The organism is Streptomyces sp. NPDC002467 (assembly GCF_042889825.1).
Lineage (GTDB): Bacteria > Actinomycetota > Actinomycetes > Streptomycetales > Streptomycetaceae > Streptomyces.
Window position 1 is genome coordinate 204,660 of record NZ_JBIARJ010000002.1, and the last position, 17,316, is coordinate 221,975.

General features: G+C 68.3%; 17 protein-coding genes and 1 pseudogene. 10 read left to right on the forward strand and 8 right to left on the reverse strand.

From position 1 onward, the window contains the following. The first annotated feature begins 37 nt into the window (after positions 1-37). The 3 genes from ACFYYJ_RS04280 to ACFYYJ_RS04290 all read left to right on the forward strand — a co-directional run bounded on the left by ACFYYJ_RS04280 (position 38) and on the right by ACFYYJ_RS04290 (position 3,853). On the forward strand, positions 38-1,003 hold the full coding sequence (locus ACFYYJ_RS04280; protein WP_389128308.1) for a pirin family protein: 966 nt from the start codon (positions 38-40) through the stop codon (positions 1,001-1,003). 390 nt (positions 1,004-1,393) lie between these two features. After that, positions 1,394-2,968, forward strand: coding sequence for a restriction endonuclease (locus tag ACFYYJ_RS04285; protein WP_389128310.1), 1,575 nt, complete (start codon positions 1,394-1,396; stop codon positions 2,966-2,968). Positions 2,969-3,319: 351 nt separating this feature from the next. After that, entirely contained in the window at positions 3,320-3,853 is a 534-nt protein-coding gene (locus ACFYYJ_RS04290; RefSeq protein ID WP_327414570.1) for an NUDIX hydrolase, read from the forward strand. Here ACFYYJ_RS04290 and ACFYYJ_RS04295 read toward each other — a convergent pair. Both ACFYYJ_RS04295 and ACFYYJ_RS04300 read right to left on the reverse strand, forming a co-directional pair. Next, the gene (locus ACFYYJ_RS04295; protein ID WP_389129073.1) at positions 3,823-4,797 is read right to left on the reverse strand and encodes a hypothetical protein; all 975 of its coding nucleotides are present in this window, start codon (positions 4,795-4,797) and stop codon (positions 3,823-3,825) included. The genes ACFYYJ_RS04290 and ACFYYJ_RS04295 overlap by 31 nt on opposite strands. Before the next feature lie 182 nt (positions 4,798-4,979). Next, positions 4,980-5,180 (reverse strand): annotated as a pseudogene (locus tag ACFYYJ_RS04300) (hypothetical protein); the annotation flags it as partial. A gap of 738 nt (positions 5,181-5,918) precedes the next feature. Between ACFYYJ_RS04300 and ACFYYJ_RS04305 the strand changes: the two are divergent. From ACFYYJ_RS04305 to ACFYYJ_RS04315, 3 genes are all read left to right on the forward strand, one after another. After that, on the forward strand, positions 5,919-6,074 hold the full coding sequence (locus tag ACFYYJ_RS04305) for a hypothetical protein (protein WP_389128312.1): 156 nt from the start codon (positions 5,919-5,921) through the stop codon (positions 6,072-6,074). An 88-nt stretch (positions 6,075-6,162) separates the two neighbouring features. Next, entirely contained in the window at positions 6,163-7,374 is a 1,212-nt protein-coding gene (locus ACFYYJ_RS04310) for a JmjC domain-containing protein (RefSeq protein ID WP_389128315.1), read from the forward strand. After that, positions 7,308-8,153, forward strand: coding sequence for an aldo/keto reductase (locus ACFYYJ_RS04315; protein WP_389128317.1), 846 nt, complete (start codon positions 7,308-7,310; stop codon positions 8,151-8,153). The genes ACFYYJ_RS04310 and ACFYYJ_RS04315 overlap by 67 nt, the downstream gene beginning before the upstream one ends. Here ACFYYJ_RS04315 and ACFYYJ_RS04320 read toward each other — a convergent pair. Beyond that, the gene (locus ACFYYJ_RS04320) at positions 8,144-9,001 is read right to left on the reverse strand and encodes a hypothetical protein (protein ID WP_389128319.1); all 858 of its coding nucleotides are present in this window, start codon (positions 8,999-9,001) and stop codon (positions 8,144-8,146) included. The two genes, ACFYYJ_RS04315 and ACFYYJ_RS04320, sit on opposite strands and share 10 nt — an antisense overlap. A 185-nt stretch (positions 9,002-9,186) precedes the next feature. Between ACFYYJ_RS04320 and ACFYYJ_RS04325 the strand changes: the two genes are divergently transcribed. The 4 genes from ACFYYJ_RS04325 (at position 9,187) to ACFYYJ_RS04340 (ending at position 13,250) form a co-directional block, all read left to right on the forward strand. Beyond that, the gene (locus tag ACFYYJ_RS04325; protein ID WP_389128321.1) at positions 9,187-9,537 is read left to right on the forward strand and encodes a hypothetical protein; all 351 of its coding nucleotides are present in this window, start codon (positions 9,187-9,189) and stop codon (positions 9,535-9,537) included. 243 nt (positions 9,538-9,780) lie between these two features. Then, the gene (locus ACFYYJ_RS04330) at positions 9,781-10,080 is read left to right on the forward strand and encodes a hypothetical protein (RefSeq protein WP_389128323.1); all 300 of its coding nucleotides are present in this window, start codon (positions 9,781-9,783) and stop codon (positions 10,078-10,080) included. A 31-nt stretch (positions 10,081-10,111) separates the two neighbouring features. After that, on the forward strand, positions 10,112-10,633 hold the full coding sequence (locus tag ACFYYJ_RS04335) for a hypothetical protein (protein WP_389128325.1): 522 nt from the start codon (positions 10,112-10,114) through the stop codon (positions 10,631-10,633). A gap of 133 nt (positions 10,634-10,766) precedes the next feature. After that, complete coding sequence (locus tag ACFYYJ_RS04340) at positions 10,767-13,250, forward strand: DUF4118 domain-containing protein (RefSeq protein ID WP_389128327.1); 2,484 nt, start codon at positions 10,767-10,769, stop codon at positions 13,248-13,250. A 25-nt stretch (positions 13,251-13,275) separates the two neighbouring features. Here ACFYYJ_RS04340 and ACFYYJ_RS04345 read toward each other — a convergent pair whose 3' ends face one another. The 5 genes from ACFYYJ_RS04345 to ACFYYJ_RS04365 form a co-directional block, all read right to left on the reverse strand. Then, the gene (locus tag ACFYYJ_RS04345; protein ID WP_389128329.1) at positions 13,276-13,836 is read right to left on the reverse strand and encodes a hypothetical protein; all 561 of its coding nucleotides are present in this window, start codon (positions 13,834-13,836) and stop codon (positions 13,276-13,278) included. A 113-nt stretch (positions 13,837-13,949) separates the two neighbouring features. Then, positions 13,950-14,195 carry a hypothetical protein gene (locus ACFYYJ_RS04350; protein ID WP_389128334.1) on the reverse strand — a complete coding sequence of 82 codons (246 nt, stop codon included), beginning with the start codon at positions 14,193-14,195 and terminating at the stop codon, positions 13,950-13,952. Positions 14,196-14,259: 64 nt separating this feature from the next. Further along, positions 14,260-14,784 carry a hypothetical protein gene (locus ACFYYJ_RS04355; protein WP_389128336.1) on the reverse strand — a complete coding sequence of 175 codons (525 nt, stop codon included), beginning with the start codon at positions 14,782-14,784 and terminating at the stop codon, positions 14,260-14,262. Next, on the reverse strand, positions 14,781-16,844 hold the full coding sequence (locus ACFYYJ_RS04360; protein ID WP_389128338.1) for a hypothetical protein: 2,064 nt from the start codon (positions 16,842-16,844) through the stop codon (positions 14,781-14,783). The genes ACFYYJ_RS04355 and ACFYYJ_RS04360 overlap by 4 nt, the downstream gene beginning before the upstream one ends. Then, positions 16,844-17,287, reverse strand: a complete 444-nt coding sequence (locus tag ACFYYJ_RS04365; RefSeq protein ID WP_389128340.1) for a hypothetical protein — start codon at positions 17,285-17,287, stop codon at positions 16,844-16,846. Before ACFYYJ_RS04365 ends, ACFYYJ_RS04360 begins: the two co-directional genes overlap by 1 nt. Between the last annotated feature and the right edge of the window lie 29 nt (positions 17,288-17,316).

Genomic DNA, 17,316 nt, shown 5'->3' on the forward strand with positions numbered 1-17,316 from the left:
CCTCACGCCGGCGCCGCCGCGCGGCTAGGTTGTCCGCATGAGCAATCTCGATCGCCAGCCCGCTCTCTCCGCCTGCGGCGGCCGCGGATTCGTCGTGGCCGAACCGGTGCGCGAGCTCCTCAGCCCCCGCACCGTGAAGCTCGGTGAGTCCAGCGAGGTCCGCCGGCTCCTGCCGAACCTGGGCCGCCGCATGGTCGGCGCGTGGTGTTTCGTGGACCACTACGGCCCGGACGACATCGCGGACGAGCCCGGGATGCAGGTCGCACCGCATCCCCACTCCGGACTCCAGACGGTGAGCTGGCTCCACGAGGGCGAGGTCCTGCACCGCGACAGCGTCGGCAGCCTGGAGACGATCCGCCCGCGCGAACTGGGTCTGATGACCTCCGGCCGCGGCATCAGCCACTCGGAGGAGAGCCCCCGCCCGCACGCCCGCTTTCTGCACGGCGCCCAGCTGTGGGTGGCCCTCCCGGACGCCCACCGCAACGTGGAACCCCACTTCCAGCACCACCAGGAGCTCCCTCACGTCACGGCCCCGGGCCTGACGGCGACGGTCATCCTGGGCACCCTGGACACGGCGACCTCGCCGGGCACGGCGTACACCCCGATCGTCGGCGCGGACCTGACCCTCGCGGCGGGCACAGAAACCCGCCTCCCGCTCGACCCGGACTTCGAGTACGCGGTCCTGTCCATGTCGGGCGAGGCCCACGTCGACGGCGTCCCGGTCCTCCCGGGCTCGATGCTCTACCTCGGCTGCGGCCGCACGGAACTGCCCCTGAGGGCGGCCTCGGACGCGGGGCTGATGCTGCTGGGCGGCGAGCCGTTCGAGGAAGAGATCGTCATGTTCTGGAACTGGATCGGTCGGAGCAACGAGGAGATCGTCCAGTTCCGCAAGGACTGGATGGAGGGCAACCGCTACGGCGAAGTGAAGGGCTACGACGGCCCTCCGATCCCGGCGCCGCAGCTCCCGCCGGGGCCGCTGAAAGCGCGGGGACGGGTGCGCTGACCTGCGCTTTTCTGGAGTAGGTCGACCAGTCGAGATCAGCGGAGGAGAGGTCGTATCTCGTGTGGAGATCATCCCGGCGAGGCGAGCGACTGGGGGCTCCGGGACGACCTCTCCCGGCCCTCGACGTTTCCCATGTGTGACCAGCTGGGGTCAGCTTTGCCAGGACCAATGCTGACCCAATGCCGATTTTGGTGACGGTTCGTCAGGCTGTTGGATGCATTCCCTTGGTCTCGAAGGAACCGTGGACGGGGTCCTCGGGCTCCGCGCATCAGGTTGTACGGAGCGTAGCCGTCAGAGGTTTTGGCTACCGAAGGCTGCCGCGTGTGCAGGCGGATTGCACGACCCTGGGTCGGGGAAGTTCTGACCGGACCGGCGTGCAGGGACCTGGGGGTGGCGGTGGCGGGTGGGAGCGACGAGTACGCGCGCGAGCGGGCGCGGCAGGCCAAGGAACGTGAGCGGCGGCGAAAGGCCGCTGAGACGGAGGCCAAGCGCACGGCGCGCGCGGAGAAGGTTGCCTACGAGGCCGCACGTGCACAGGAGGCCGTCGACAAGACGAGCGTGACCGAGCACGACGTCGAGCAGCTGGCAGGACTGTTACGTGGGGCGGTGCAGGACGGTCGGCCTTTGAGCTTCGACAGCCTCAGGCAGCACTTCGTCCCCGCGGTCTTCGCGCCGTCCAAGAGCCGCACGAAGCCCGTCCCCCTTCCGCGCTGGGGAGAGTACGAGCCCGAGGCGCCGCGCGGATGGCTGGGAGCGCTCGGCTTCGGGCGCCGGTCGTACGACGTGGAGGTGGAGGCCGCGCGCAAGCGGTTCGACGATGCGCTGCGGGACCATGCGCGCGAGGAGCACAAGCGGGTCGGGAAGCTGGATGCGGCGCAGGCCCGCCATGACGAGCGCAACCAGCAGGAGGCGGCCCGCGTCGAGGAGTGGAATGCCGGCATCGAGGCACGCCGCGCCGCCTACCGGGAGCGCGACGTCGAGGCGGTCGAGTGGTTCATCGACCAGGTCCTGGCCGCCTCCACGTATCCCCACGGCTTCCCGAAGGCGCACCAAGTCTCGTTCCAAGCGGATACGGGAGACCTGCTGGTCGAGATCGACCTGCCGCTGGAAGATGTGATCCCGACTGCCCGCGCCTATCGGTACGTGAAGACGCGCGACGAGATCACGCCCGTCCCGAGGCCCGAGAAAGAGCGCCACGAGCTGTACGCGTCCGTACTGGCGCAGGCAGCACTGCGGACCGTACACGAGCTGTTCGCGGCGGACACCGACGGCGTGGTGAAATCCGTGGCGCTGAACGGGCACGTGGCGACCATCGACCGTGCCACGGGCCGCGAGGTACACCCCTGCCTGATCACCCTCCAGGCGGGGCGGGAAGAGTTCAGCGAACTGGTGCTGACCCAAGTCGATCCGCAGGCCTGCCTGAAGCGGCTGCGATCGCTGATCTCACCGAATCCGTACGAGCTGGAGCCGGTGCGCCCGCTGGTCACCTTCGACTTGAGCAAGTACCGGTTGATGGACAGCATGGACGTCGTGGCGGGCCTGGACAGTCGTCCCGTGCTGATGGACCTCTCGCCCACGGAATTCGAGCATTTGGTCCGGCAGTTGTTCGAAGCCATCGGCCTCGACAGTGTCAACACGCGGCCGTCGCAGGACGAGGGTGTGGACGCTGTGGCGATGAACACCGACCCGGTCATGCGAGGCCTGTGCATCATCCAAGCCAAACGCACTGCCAAGGTGGTGCCCTTCGAATCGGTCTCCGCCCTCGCCGGCGTCGTGGAGCACAAGCGGGCAGCCAAGGGCATCCTGGTGACGACCTCGTGGTTCGGCCGGGCGAGCGAGGCGTTCGCGAACGACCACGGACGCCTGGAACTCCTCGACGGCGCCAACCTCGTCCACCTGTTCAAGGAACATCTCAACCTCGATGTCATCCCGGGCCCCGTTCCTCCCAAGCGCCGGCCCCGCTGAGGACGTGCCCATGGCGTGACCCCTGGGTGCTCCGCGGTGGACTTGGGCGATTAGGACGTAGGAGCCTGAGAGGCCGCCAGGGGCGCGCAGGGCAGGTCATGTGCGGGGATGGTGATGACGCCAGGATCGCGGCGATGACTGCGTACGTCTGCCGCCAGCCGCGGTGTTCGGCCCGGACGGCGGTCAACGGGGCGCAGATGGTGGAGCCTTCATGGCCGGGCTCCAGCAGGAGCGCCTGAGCGCCGACAGGACCCTGCCGATATTCGTCAGTGTGACGTGAATTTGCCTGAACCAGGCTTCTTTTCGATATGGCTCTGCGATGCTGGAGGTCGATCGAGAGGGGCCGCAGCGATGCAGTGGAAGATCCACGGTGAACGTCCGATCTACGAAAACAAGTGGGTGAACTTGTGGCTCACCGACATTGAGACGCCGGACGGGCACCGTTGGGAACACCACGTCGTCAAGCTTCGGCACTTGGCCGTGGCCGCTGTCATCAACGACCGTCAAGAGGTCCTGATGATGTGGCGCCACCGGTTCATCACGGACGCCTGGGCTTGGGAGCTGCCCATGGGCCTGGTGGAGGCGGACGAGACGCCCGGCGAGGCTGCTGCCCGTGAAGTCCTCGAAGAGACCGGCTGGCGTCCGGGCCCGATGAAGCCGCTGATCTACGCCGAACCTGCGAACGGCATCACGGACTCCCAGCACCACTTGTTCCGCGCGGACGGTGCGACGTACGACGGTCCGCCGACCGAGAAGAACGAGTCGGACCGGGTCGAGTGGATTCCGCTGGCGAACATCCGAGGCATGATCGACCGCCGCGAGATCGTCAGCAGCGGCTCTCTCGTCGGCCTCCTCTACGTCCTGATGGACGAAGGGGTCCGCTGACCCGGCGGGGGAAGCATTGCTCGTAGGCGTGCCTCGAAGGCAACCGCGGCCGGCACCTCGCGATAGGGCGCAAGCTGCTCGTAGAACTCGCGAAGGTGCCCGGTCACCCGCTCGGACGACACCGCCGCGGCGGGCGCCAGTGCCTCTATCGCTGTGTGGCAAGCCTGGTCGAGCTTGCCCCGCTGCAGCTGAGTACGGGCCAGCCAGAAGGCGTGGAACGCCCGGCCGCGCTGATTCGCGGGATCCTCCCGCGCCAGGGCATCCGCGATCAACGGTTCGGCGATCGCCGCCTCGCCGAGACGGCCGTGCGCGATGCCTGTGTCCACGATGAGCTTCGGCTCGTCGAAGTAGGTCACCCAGGCCGGGTCCGGGTCGCCCTCGTGGACGCGCTCGAATTGGCTGTGGGCCTCCGAAATCGCGGTATGCGTAGCCTTCCGGTCCCCCAAGGTCGCGTGGGCGAAGGCTTCGCGCATGGCCAGCATCGACCGCACCCTCGGCGTCGTCCCGCTGGCGGCACGGGCTTGATCTTGGGCAGCAGACACCAGTGCAAGCGCGTCGGCCGGCTTGTCCTGATAGGTCGCTTGCAGGCTCATGCAGGCCAGCACGTTGGCCATGAAGGGATGGTCGTCGATCTCCCTGGCCAGTTGTAGAGCTTCCGAGAAGTACGCGCGTGCCTGGTGGTACTGCCGAGCATCGAAGTAGGTCCACCCAGTCAGCCGCGCCAACTCCGCTGCGATGCTGTACAGGCCGTGCTGTATCGGTGTCGGCCGCCGGCCCTTCAGTAGCCCCTCCACGTATCGGAGCTGGCCGACGACGGCCGGTCGAAGGGTCTCCCCACCATGCTCGTCGTCACGTCGCCAGTAGTCCTCGATCGAGGACCGGAGCGCGTGGAGAGTGGAGGGGCTCGGATTGGTTCCGGTGGCCATGGCGAGGATGCTGTCCACCTCCACCCCGGGTAAGGCCGCAAGTGGCCCGGCCCAACGGGCGCGTGGGCAGGCTCTGATGGCTCGCGCTCGGCCACCGCGAGCGCGGCCGGCGTTTCCCACTCGCGTCGGGAAAGCCCGAGCATGTGCCCTGGGATGCGCAAGCCGTCGGCAATTCGCTCGATCACGTCCATGTGGAGGAGCTGCCGCTGGCCCGCGATCACCTCACCCACCCGACTCGGTGTCAGCTCGCACTGGCGTGCGATCATCGACGGGTAGATGCCTGCCCGAGCCTTCACCAGGCGAAAGACTCTGGCGAAGTCGCGTACGCGGCACGCGTCGATCATCTCGGCATCGGTGAGCAGACTTGCCGGCAGTTCCCTCGCGTGACGTGACTCGGGCATCGGGCACGCTCCGGAGGAAGGCTACGGATCGCTTCGGGGTCTCAACGGACCGTGATGTTACCCAAGTTGGGTAACCCGCTGGGCCTTTCTGCTACATCGGCCTGATCGCGATCCTTGTGCACATGGCGAAGCGACCGAGGACGACCGCCTTGAACGATTCGGCGGGTACTCCTGACACAGAGCGAATGGCCCTCAGTAGAACCCCTGACCTGGGCATAGAACCCCGCGCCCTGATGAGTATCCGGGTGTCGCGGGACTCGGGCCGGACGTGGTCGCCGAGCACACGGGTCCTGGAAGGCGACCCGTTCGACATCCTCTCCAACCCCGCCCGGTACCCCCCGTGCGAGTGCCGCCGCTGTGGTGGTGCCGCTTCCTCGGCCCGAGCCCTTCAGCCCGCATCCATCGAGCCGGGGGCGGCGTAGTGGCCGCCTTCCGCCGTTGAAAGCCCCGTTAGATCGGGATCCCCGAGTACGCGGTCGAGCACGGTGGGGCTGGCGCCAACAGCTCGCCGTACTCCTCTACGCCGCTGCCGTCACCGTCTTGGTGGTCGTCCTGACCATCGCTGGTGATCCCAGACGCTGACCGCTAATCGGCCTCAGGAATCCCCGTTCACACGCTGTGGCCTCGCGCCACCCCCATCTCCTCACAGGCACCGAAGCAGCAGGGCTGGTGAGGCACGCCCCATCGGGGCTGGGTCGACACCCGTCGGCTCTGGAATTCCACGAAATGGAGACACGCATGGCAGCACAGAAGGAAGACCTGCTGATCGGAGTCGAGAGCCTGATCGAGGTCCAGGACCGCTTCACCGCTGCGGCGGCGGAGTCCGACTCCACCGGCACCTCCGCGGGCGACGACGGCGAGAACCGCGACGGCTTGAACCTCCCGCAGGAGTAGCGCCGCCAGCACACCACAGCACCAACCCGGGGGCCCGTCATCACGGCGGCCCCCGGCCCTCACACCATGACGTCGACCGGAGGAAGACGTGGACCACCACTTCGTCACCGCAATGGAGAAAGCCCTCGGCTGGGACGGACCCGGCGCACTCGGAGCCGCTTTCGCCCGGGGAACGATCGAGGACCTTGATCTGCTCGATCGCCTGCTCAACCCCAGGAAGCTGCTGGACCTGGTGATGCGCCGCAGCGTCACCACGCCCCAGTTCCGCATTTTCCAGGACGGGGCCGAACTCCACCCCGGCCGCTACATCCACCCCTCCGTCACCCGGCGTGGACAGGCCATCCCGATGGCTGACATGCACCGCGTCGGCGCGCTGATGCGTGAGGGCTGCACCATGGTCCTGGACGAGGTCGACTTCTTCGACCCGCCTATGGAGGCGACCTGCCGCGCGCTCCAGTGGTGGGCCCGCGAGCTGGTGCAGGTGAACGCCTACCTGACCACCCAGGACGCCAGTGGCTTCAACCTCCACTGGGACGACCACGACACCCTGATCGTCCAGCTCGCCGGCCGCAAGACCTGGGAGGTCCGCGGCGCCTCGCGCAAGGCTCCGATGTACCGCGACTCCGCCCCCAACTCCGAGCCCAGCGAGGAAATCGTGTGGCAGGGCGTCGTGGAGCCCGGCGACGTGATGCACATCCCGGGCGGCTTCTGGCACCAGGCCACCCGGGACGACCAGGGCGATGGCTACAGCCTGCACGCCACCTTCGGCATCGTGAAGCGCGTCGGCGTGAACTGGCTGGCCTGGCTCGCCGACCAGGCCCGCACGCAGGACCTGTTCCGGTACGACCTGGACCGCTGGAACTCCCCCGGCCAGTGGAAGGGACAGCAGCAGCTCCTGGCCGACGCCGTCGCCGAGATGTCTACGAAACTGACTCCGCAGGACTTCTTCGATGCCCGCGAGCGGGAGCGCCTGGCCGCCCGGCATGTCCCGGCCACCGGCCTGTTCGGTAAGCCCGCGGCCGTCGTGTGCGTCACCGACTTCGAGCCCATGATCGAACAGCACCACGACACCGTGGACGTTCTCGCCGCAGGCAAGAAGCTCACGTTCGCCGGCAAGGCGTACCCCGCCCTCGCCCTGCTGCTGAGCGGCCACCCCGTCGACATCGCCGACGCCACCGAGAAGACCGGCCTGGACGTGGAACAGCTCGCCGAGATCCTGGTGAAGGAGGAACTGTGCACGGAGCTGACCCCCGCCTTGTCCTCGGCCTACACCGGTCTCGTCACCACCGGGACGTCCTGACGGCCGCGCTCGAGCTCGGCGTCACCGCCCTGGACACAGCAGCTCCCTACCTCGGCTTCCGCTCGCACACGGTGCTGGCCGCGACGGCGGCCTATCTGCTGCCGAAGTTCACCCTGTCCACGAAGGTTGGCTTCTTCCCGGGTACCGAAGGCGCTGAGCACTCCCTCGATCCGGGTCGGCTGCGCGTCGCCATCGAGAAGGCTGCGCGGGAGCTCGGCAGGGAACCCGACACCGTCCTTCTCCACAACCCGGAACGGAGCCTCGCGGGCCTGTCGCCGGCCGAGGGCCACACCCTCCTCGGTGGTGCCTGCAGCGCCTTGGCCGACGCTGCCCGTGACGGTCTATGCCGGGACTGGGGTGTGGCTTGCTGGGACCCCCGGCTGATCAGTGCGGTCGGGGTGGAGGGCCTGCCATCTCCGGATGTCTTGATGGTCCGATCCGGGTTCCTCGTAGGGGTCGACCTCCTCGATGCCATGGCCGTCCTACGCGACGTCTGGAAGGCGGGCGAGACCTGGGGCATGAGCCCCTTCGGCGGCGGCCCCGGGAAGATGTGGGAGGAGTTCGACCCTAGGCCGTTCCTGTGTGCACATCAAGGGGACCTGTCCCGCATACAGGCGGCGTTCAGGACCGCGTTTCACTTGCCCAGTGCCGCCGCAGTGGCCGTCGGCACCGACGACCCCGGCCACCTGGCCCAGCTGGTCGAGGCCCTTGGCGCCGAGGTGGACACCGCCGCTGTCAGCCAGTACCTCCGCGCTCTCCACTCACACCGTCAGAACTGAAGCTCGGCCACCAGCCGCTCGGCCTCCTTCCGGGCCGGTGCCAGCAGCGGATCCTCCTCGTACGCGTGGGGGCCGACGATCTTCGACAGGAAGAAGAGCGACATCAGCTTGCCGTCCCGGCTCTCCAAGTCCGCACGACGCTCACGGTGGACGCGGTCCGCCAGCGCCGGGACGGCAAGCGCGTTGCCCCACAGAGTTGCGGCGTCCAGGCCCCGGGGAGCCATGCCCCAGTCCTCCCAGTCGATGATCGAGAACTCCGGTCCCATCACGTTGGCCCACGTCAGATCCGCATGAGCCGGCATCCACTGCTCGATCTGCGTATCGGCGATGCCGGGGAAGACCTCCCTGAGGGTCTGCGTTACCCCATCCTGCGTGATCGTCACCGTGTCCGGCGTGGCGATCCGCGGGGTCTGCTGTGCTGCAAGGGCGTCCAGCGAACGGCTCAGCGCCTCCCACCACGCATCAGGCAGGCCCGGGTCTTCGAGCACCAGGGCACCCTTGCCGACAGGCGGCGAAGCAATGAGCTCCATCTCATCTGCGCGCCACATCACGGGCTCGCCCGGCTCGCGCCATGCCACGCCCTGGTACCACTTGGGCATCGCGATCCCTTGCAGCACGGCGGCGGCCTCGGTCCCGTTCCAGCCCTGCGCGCCGATCCGTTCGAATCCCCGCCGCTCGATGCGCACCCACGTACCCCGCTCCGTACGGCCGCCCACGGAACGGCGCTTACGTACCAGAGCCTGCCGATCCAATTCCACACGTAGGGCAGCTTCCACACGCTCCAGCACGTCTTCCACGGGCTGACGGCGCAGATCCACCTGGGCAGCAACGGGCAGGGAACCAGTCATCAAGGCCTCCTTAGCGAACGGATGACCGTAGCAGAAGGAGGCCTGGTGAATCGATCCGTCCGTCAACACAGAACGCGTCAACCTCACTCCGATCAACGGCCGTTGCAACCGAGGCGCTGAGAGCGCCCGACCGTATTGCGCCCGCCGCGCCGCAACGCCCGGGCGCGGCAGGCAGTGTGTGTGGCTTGTCCGGTTTCATACTCCCGGCCGTCCTGCGGGAGAACGTCCAGGACGGCGGCTCTACCTGGAGCTGTGGAACTGCCGCGGAGGAGGGTGCGGAGCAGGCCTACGCAACCTTCTCGGTGACCCAGGATCCCGCTGCCATCGCGGGGATTCGAAAGTCCGAGGGGTTCACAGGGCAGGGGTTCGACTCCACCCACACGGTCACCAAATGTTCCGGCAAGCCCACGTACTTCGCCATGGAACCCGGCCCGCGCTACACCGAATCCCTGGACGCCGGCGCGCCCGCTCCCCGGGGCCTGTTCATCGCCTTCACCAAGGCGGCCGAGGCCAGATTCGGCTGCGCCAAGCAGTAGAGGCCCGCCCACCCGCCTAAGGTGGAGAGGCCAAGTCCGGGATACCGTCCACTGCGACACCCCGGACGAGGACGCCGGTGGCCGGACAACGTCCAGGGGCCGCGGTGGCGATCGAAGCCGGGTGGCTGGGTACGACGCGCCGTACCGAGCAGCGGTCTTGGCCTTACCGGCCTCATGGGGGCGCAGACCCCCCGCTTGATCTGCCCTGGCATCATCACACCCACGGAGAGGTGGAGAGGCGTCATGGGATTGGGCATGTACCTCGCGGTACCGATCGGTGTGGTGGCGCTGTTGATCGCCGGGTCCGGTGGTGCGACGCTCAGCCGTGGGTGGCTGTTTCCCTGGCAGCGCCGGCACATCGTCCGCCCGCGTCTGTTCGGCTGGGCCCAGCTGATCATCGCTGCCGCGCTCGGCGTCGAGCTGGTCGGACTCCTGGTGGTCGACTCCGCCTACCGGTCCGTCGTCACCATGCCGGGCGTCGTGGGTCTCCTCTTCGCCATGGTCCTGATCACACGAGCCCAGCGTCCGCCGCGTACCCGGTGACATGAGATCTGAGGAAAGAGCACGCCGGACGGTGCTACGCAGGAAGTCTTTCATCGCCCTGTCCCTGATCTTCACCGTGTTGTTCGGAGGGTTCGTCCTCGGCGCCTGGGTGAGTATGGCCGGACGCGGACCGGACGCGGACGCGCTCACAGTCATGGCCGTATGTCTGGGCGGGATCGCGTTCATCCGGCGGATCACGGGGTCACACGTTGTGCTCGGCCGGAAGGTGCTGTCCGTGGTGAATCCGGTGTTCACCCATGACGTGCCCTACCGGTACGTGGCCCGGGTCGAGGCTGACACCGGTGGGAACCTGGTCATCACGACGACGCAGGCCGTGGAGATCGCGGCCTTCGGGTTCGCCGGGTCGATCATCGACCAGTTCGTCGGTTCGACCGACCGGACCGTCGCGCGGATCAAGGCCGGGCTTGCGGAACGGCGGGACCTGAGGGGGAACGACCGTACGGTCCGGCGCTTCACCCGGGCGTGGATAGCCGACGGCTGCACCGTGGGCATGCTCGTCTGCGGAGCCCTCGCCGTGACCATCGGCGGCTGACCTGGAGGAGCGGCTCTCAGCTAGTTTCCGGCGCCGTGGAGGCTGTCCCATGGGTCCGATCCGTACGAGTGGGGCGAGCGAGGAGCACCATGGAGGTGGGCGAACGGTGTGACGGCCGGGCAGGAGCCCTCCCATGGCGCGTGGACGGTTGCGGATCTACCTCGGGGCGGCCCCGGGGGTGGGGAAGACGTACGCCATGCTCAAGGAGGGGCAGCGGCTCACCGCGGCCGGTGCCGAGGTGGTCGTGGGGTTCGTAGAGCCGCACGGGCGACGGCCCACCGCAGCTCTCACTGAAGGTCTGGAGATCATTCCCCGGCGCAGCATGGAGTACCGCGGGGCGACGTTCACCGAGATGGACCTGGACGCGGTGCTTGCCCGCCGCCCACAGGCCGCCCTGGTCGACGAGCTGGCCCACACCAATGTGCCCGGCTCACGCCATTCCAAGCGATGGCAGGACGTCGAGGAACTCCTGGACGCTGGGATCGACGTCGTCACCACGCTCAACGTCCAGCACCTGGAATCCCTGGGCGACGTGGTCCGGCAGATCACCGGTGTCGCGCAGCGGGAGACCCTGCCCGACGAGGTGGCCCGCCGCGCGGAGCAGATCGAACTGGTAGACCTTCCCCCCGAGCTGCTGCGCCGACGCATGCTGCACGGCGAGATCTATCCCTCGGAGCGCATCGAGGCCGCCCTCACCCACTACTTCCGCGTCGGCAACCTCACCGCACTACGCGAGCTCGCGCTGCTGTGGCTCGCCGATCGCGTGGAGGAAGGGCTTCAGCGCTACCGCGCCGAGCACGGCATCACCACCGCCTGGGAGACCCGCGAGCGCATCATGGTCGCCCTCACCGGCGGCCCGGAGGGCGGCACCCTGATCCGCCGCGCGGCCCGGATCACGGCCCGCGTCCCCGGCAGCGAGCTGCTGGCTCTGCACGTGGTCCCGAGCGACGGCCTCACCCATGGGGATCAGGCCTCCCTCGCAACCCAGCGCGAGCTGGTGGAGTTCCTGGGCGGGAGCTACCACCAGACCACAGGTGACGACATCCCGGAGGCGCTGCTGCAGTTCGCGGAGGCCGAGAGCGTCACCCAGCTCGTGCTCGGCGCGAGCCGCCGCGGCAGGCTCTCCACGTTCCTCCGCGGCGGCGTGGGCCACCGGACGATCCAGCGGTCCGGCCCCATCGACGTGCTCGTGGTGACCCACGAACACGCCGCGGGGTCGTCTTCCGCCCTGCGGCTGCCGCACCCGAGCCGCGCCACCGGCCCGCGGCGCTTCCGGGCGGCGATCGTGCTCGCAGCGATCATGCTGCCCGCCCTGACCCTCCTGCTGGTTCTCCTGGGCGGACACGTCGACTTCTCCCTCGCCCTGGTGCTCTACCTGTTGGCCGTCGTCGTGATCGCCTTGGTCGGAGGCCTCGTCCCCGCCCTGCTGGCAGCACTCGCCGCGGGACTGCTCGCCGACTACTACTTCACCCCGCCGCTGCACTCGCTCCGCATCGAGCACCTCGCCGACGTCCTTGCGATGGTCGTCTACGTCGTCACGGCAGTCGTCGTCGGCATGGCCGCGGGCAGGGCCGCCCAACGCACGTACCAGGCCGTCCGCGCAAGCTCCGAGGCCCGGGCGCTGAGCCGGCTGGCCACCGCCATGATGCACGGCCAGGATCTGCCGACCCTGCTCGAACAAGTACGGGAGGACTTCGGCCTGGACGCGGTCAGCCTGCTGGAGAGGGACACCGGGCATGCCGCCGAGCCGCGCTGGTACGTCGTCGCCAGTACCGGCGTGGAGCCGCCCGAGCACCCTTACGACGCCGACGTGGAGAGCCCCATGGGCGACAACATCACGCTGGCCGCGCGAGGGAGGCCGCTGAGCAGCGACGACCAGCGCGTACTGGGAGCGTGCGCCGCCCAGTTGGGCATGGCGTACTCCCACGGTCGGCTTGCCGCCCATGATGCCGAGACGGGCCTGCGGGCCGAAGCCGAGCACACCAGGGCCTCACTGCTCCTCATCGCGAGCCGGGATCTGCGCGGTCCGCTCCGCACGGCTGACGCCGCGCTGAACAGCCTGGGTACCCTCGCGGATCCCGGGGAGGCCCGCCGCCTCGACACGGCCCGCTCGGCCTTGCGCCGCGCGGGCCGGCTCGTCTCGGATCTCGACGACCTGAGCCGACTGCACGCCGGCGCACTCGACCTCTACCTTCGTCCGGTCGACCTCGACGAGCTGCTGACCGCAGTGCTGGACGCCCTCGGCCCTGGCCATACGCTGCGCTGCATCCTCCCCGAGCAGCTGCCCGACGTGATCGCCGACGCGGCCGTCCTCACCCGCGTCCTCACCACACTTGCGGCCGAGGCACAGCGGCACAGCCCGCCGGACCGGCGCGCGCGACTGACGGTCGAGACACGGCCCGGCCTCGTGGACATCCGCATCGCTGACGGAGCCCGCGAGGGCGCGGAGGAGCCAGCGTCAGGGGCGCCCCGGGTCCGCAGCGCCGACAGCCTGGCCCTGCGCATGTCACGCGACCTTACGGAGACCATGGGCGGCACCGTGGAGCGCTCCACCGTCGGGACCGGGTTCGCGGTGACGCTCACGCTGCCGGCAGCAGCGCCCGAGCGTGATCGGTGACTGGCGGCGTGAGGGTGGGAAGGGGTCAGTGCAAGTCGGAGACTTTGAAGACCGTGTGGGCCGTCTCCCGGTCGATGCGCTGCGCCAGCTGTCGCAGGGAGGGCGCGCCGTGCAGCAGGGTGCCGTGCTGGAGGGATGAGCGGCTGTCCGTGTCGAAGAGGTGCCACATCGCCGGGTTGCGGACCAGGACCGTCGGGTCGATCTCGACCTGGCTTCCCTCCGTGTCCCGGAGGATCATCCGCTGGGCCACGCCGTCGGACCAGCGGACCGAGACGAGTGAGTCGGTACGGACCGTCTTCGTCATGAGCAGTCCGCGGGCGCTCAGCAGACCGGGGTGTACGGAGACCCGAGGCGGAAGCAAGATGACGAAGAGGAGGCCGGCCAGGCCGGTCCAGAGGACGCCGCGCGCCACATCGAGGCTTCCGAAACCCGCGTCCAGAGCGAACAGGGCCGTGAACAGGAGGAACGCGACGCCGAGCGCTGAGCGCGTCTCGCCGGCCCAGTGGATGTCGTGTGCGCAGGGTCCAGGAGGCGCCGCTTCGGCGCCTGGTGCGCCGGTCTCGGCCTGAGTGAAACGTCGTCCCATGAGAGCGACGTTAGGGCTGGTAGAGGCCTTGGAGTCGGACCCTGACGCGCTGCTGATGTGATGGCTACGCCATCTTGATGGGGGTTCCCGCCGGGCGAGGACCCCCATCGGCTTCAACCGCTCGCCGGGCTGCCCGAAGGCGACGGCCGCGAGTGGTCGTACGGTGGCGGGCTCCACGGTGCGGGGGCGGGCGCGGGCTTGAACGGCCCGGCCCGGTTGGCCATGAGGATCACCATCGTGCCGACGAAGAGCAGCGTGATGATGATCAGTGCGAGCCCGACGGGGTTGCCGGGGTCGTAGTGGTAGCGGTTCGTGCCCCACTTGCTGCGCTTGAAGACCGGTTCGTCGTCGTACCGCACGGGCTGTGTCCTCACTCGAAGGTTCTCGGTGTCCCGCATCGCCTCACAGGGATGGCGCTTCCGGTCAAGGGGTGCAGCCCGCTGCCTTCTGAGCGGCAGGGAGGTACGCCGTGATGAAGCGGGCGAGGTCCTTGCGGCGCTCGTTGACGTCAGCCGACGGCTTCTGCACCCATAGTTCCACCACGTATCGGCGGGGCTCACCTTTGTACGTGCACGCGCTGTATGCCATGGCCGCGTTGTCCGCGATACGTGCGTCGCTGCCGATGTCGGCCTTCTGCGGATTCCCGGCGCGCAGGAGGTTGGTGCTCTTGACTTCGAGTGGGTTCACATCGGCGGCCACCAGACTTGCCTGGAACGTGAGTTCGCGTCGCTTGTCGACCTCCATCGCGCAGCCGGTGATGTCTCCACCCCCTTCATGGGTCTTGCCCTGGTTGAACGACTCACCCGGCGGCAGCAGCGGTTCCAGAAGCGCGGGCTGAACCTCGACGCCGCAGACATCACCGGGTACGGCGTACTCCTGGCCTTGCGCGCACCCGGCCGCACCGGAGAGCACGAGCACGGCCCAGGCGATGGCGTAGCGGCGGCTCACTGGGCGCCCGCCAGACCCTGGGCCTTCTGGTTCCCGTCGAAGGCAGCTCCGTTGATCTCGGAGGTGAGCACGTAGCGGTTGTTGCCGCCGCCGGGATTGACCTTTGCCCATTCGTCGGCCAGGGCCTGGAGCTGCCGCTCACGGGCCGTGAACGTCTCACCGTTCTGGCGCGTGGTTTCGGCGTTGATCCGTGCCTGTTCGTCGAGCTGCCACTGGTAGGCGAGGGCGTCCACGCCCCGCTGTGCGGCATCTCCGACGACGGGGATGAAGTTCGCAGCGCCGCCGAAGCCGTGGTAGAGCCACTTGGCGTCCCAGGAGGGGTCGTCCTTGTCGGTCTTCAGGGCCTGGTAGCGGGCCTCTTCCAGGAAGCCCACGGTGGCGCCGGCCCGGAGCAGGTTCTCCTTGGGGTCGCTGGGGTGGTCCGCGTGGATGTCCTTGATCATTTCGCGGTTCATGGCCTCGTTGAGCATGCCGTAGGAGTCCTGGTCGCGGGATACCTGCTTGCTGACCTCCAGGAGCCGGTGGCGGTCAAGTAGGCGCGGATCGTTGCTGTCGTCGGCGAGTGAGCTGGCCGAGTGGTGGACGACGTCGCTGTGGGTGGAGAGGATCTTGGCCATGTCGTCGCGCATCTCGGAGGGGAAGTCGTCGCCGCGCTCGGAGAGGTACTTCAGGGAGCGGTCGAGGACTTGACGGTGTTCGGGCGTGAGGTTCGCGGGGCGTGCAGTGGGGTCGTTCGGGTTGACCCCGGTGGTGGCGGAGACCAGGGCGGCGCCGGTGGCCTCGCGGGCGGAGTTGCCGTCCTTGTTGTCGAGCGGGGTGTCGTCGAAGGTCTGACGGTCACCGAGGACGTACTGGGCGTTGTCGGTGGGCTGGGTGGTGTTGAAGAACTCGGTCGCGGCGTGCGGGCTGGCCGCCAGGCCGGTCATGAAGCCCGTCATGGGGTCGCGACCGAAGTCCTCGCCGATGAAGTTCATCTTCGGCACCGGCGGGACGCCGCCGTTCCAGTAGTTGCCGGGAAGCTTCATCTTCTTCTCGGTGGCGACCAGCGCGTTGCCGTAGTCGTTCAGGAACCGGTTGTCCCAGTCCCCGCTGCGCATGAGGTTGCTCATCACCTGATACCCGTAGACCTGGCTGCCGCGGGTCTGGATCCGCTCCTCGCCCAGCCTGACCATGTCGTTCTCCCACGTGCGCATCGCCGGGCTGTCCGACTGGGTGGCGCCGGCAAGGGTGAGGGAGAGGTTGCGCTGGAAGTCGCCGAACTGGTCGTGACGGGAGCGCTGGAGAGCGCCACCGTCGGAGGGGTCGGCCAGGTCCGCCCAGAAATCGAGCAGGCCGCGCGGGCCGATGGTGGTGGCGAGCGTCTCCTGGAAGAGCCGGTCGTCCTTGTACTTCGCCAAGTCTGAGTTGAGCTTGTCGAACTCCTCCGGGGACATGTCGTCCCCCTTGGCCTTGAGGAGTTTCGCGATCCGGTCGGCGTCCTTCATCGCATCCGCTGCCCGGTCGCGGTCGTAGTAGGCGGCGTCGGAGAAGCCGTACGGGGTCTGGCTGACCAGCATGGTCAGGGCCTGGGCAGCCGTCGAGTCGCTTTCGGTGGCCCCTTGCAGGATCCGCTGCACCTCGTCGCGGAACGCGGTCGCGTCGGCTTCGGTGTGCTCCGGGACCGTGTGACCCTTGGCCGCACGGTCGGGATGGATGTTCATCGTGACGGTGAAACCGCCGTCACCGGTCCCCACAACGGTCAGGTTCTTCTCCAGGGCCCTCGAGATCGCCTCGTTCAGCCGGGATTTGTAGTCGACGAGTTCACCATGGGTGTCGCGCAGGATGTTCCCGATGCTGGTGGCCTCGGTGGCCGCGTCGGCGAACTCCTCGGCGGTCTTGCCGATGAACTCCCGTGTCACGGTGGCATTCACCCCGGCCCAGTCGGCCTTCGCCGCCTTCCCACCGAGATCACCGCGGGCATCCGACTCCAGCTCCCACAGTTTGGTCGCCATGGCCGTCCAGTCGGCCACGGCCGTGGACAGCTTCGAGAAGTCCGCGAAGCGCAGTGCGTCCAGATCCATCAGTGCTGCGCCCTTTCCTCGAAGCCCTTTTCCAATTGCGCGAACTTGAACTGGGTCGCGATCCAGTACTCGTCTTCGGCGTGCGCGTTCTGCGTGTAGTCCAGGTGGTTGGAGATGTGGGCGCAGGCATCCAGCAGGGTGCCGACCTGGTCGTGCCACTTGTCCGCGAGCGTCGAGAGGGCCGCGCCCAAGGCGAAGTCCTTCTTCAAGGAGCCTGCCGCCTCGTACGTACTGGCCTTGGCGTGGTCCCCGTCGGTGCCCAGCCTCTGGCGGAGCTTGAATGCCGCGTCGCCGACGGCCGCGAGATCCTTCTGCGTGACCACCAGATCCCCCTGCGGCCCCGGTCCACCGCCCCCTCCGGGTTCGAGCTGATTGAGCCGCATGGCGGTCTGCTTCTCGACAGCGGCTGACCTGAGCTCCGCCCATTCCTCATCGAACGACATAAGACCCCCATGGTGATGATGACTTCCCC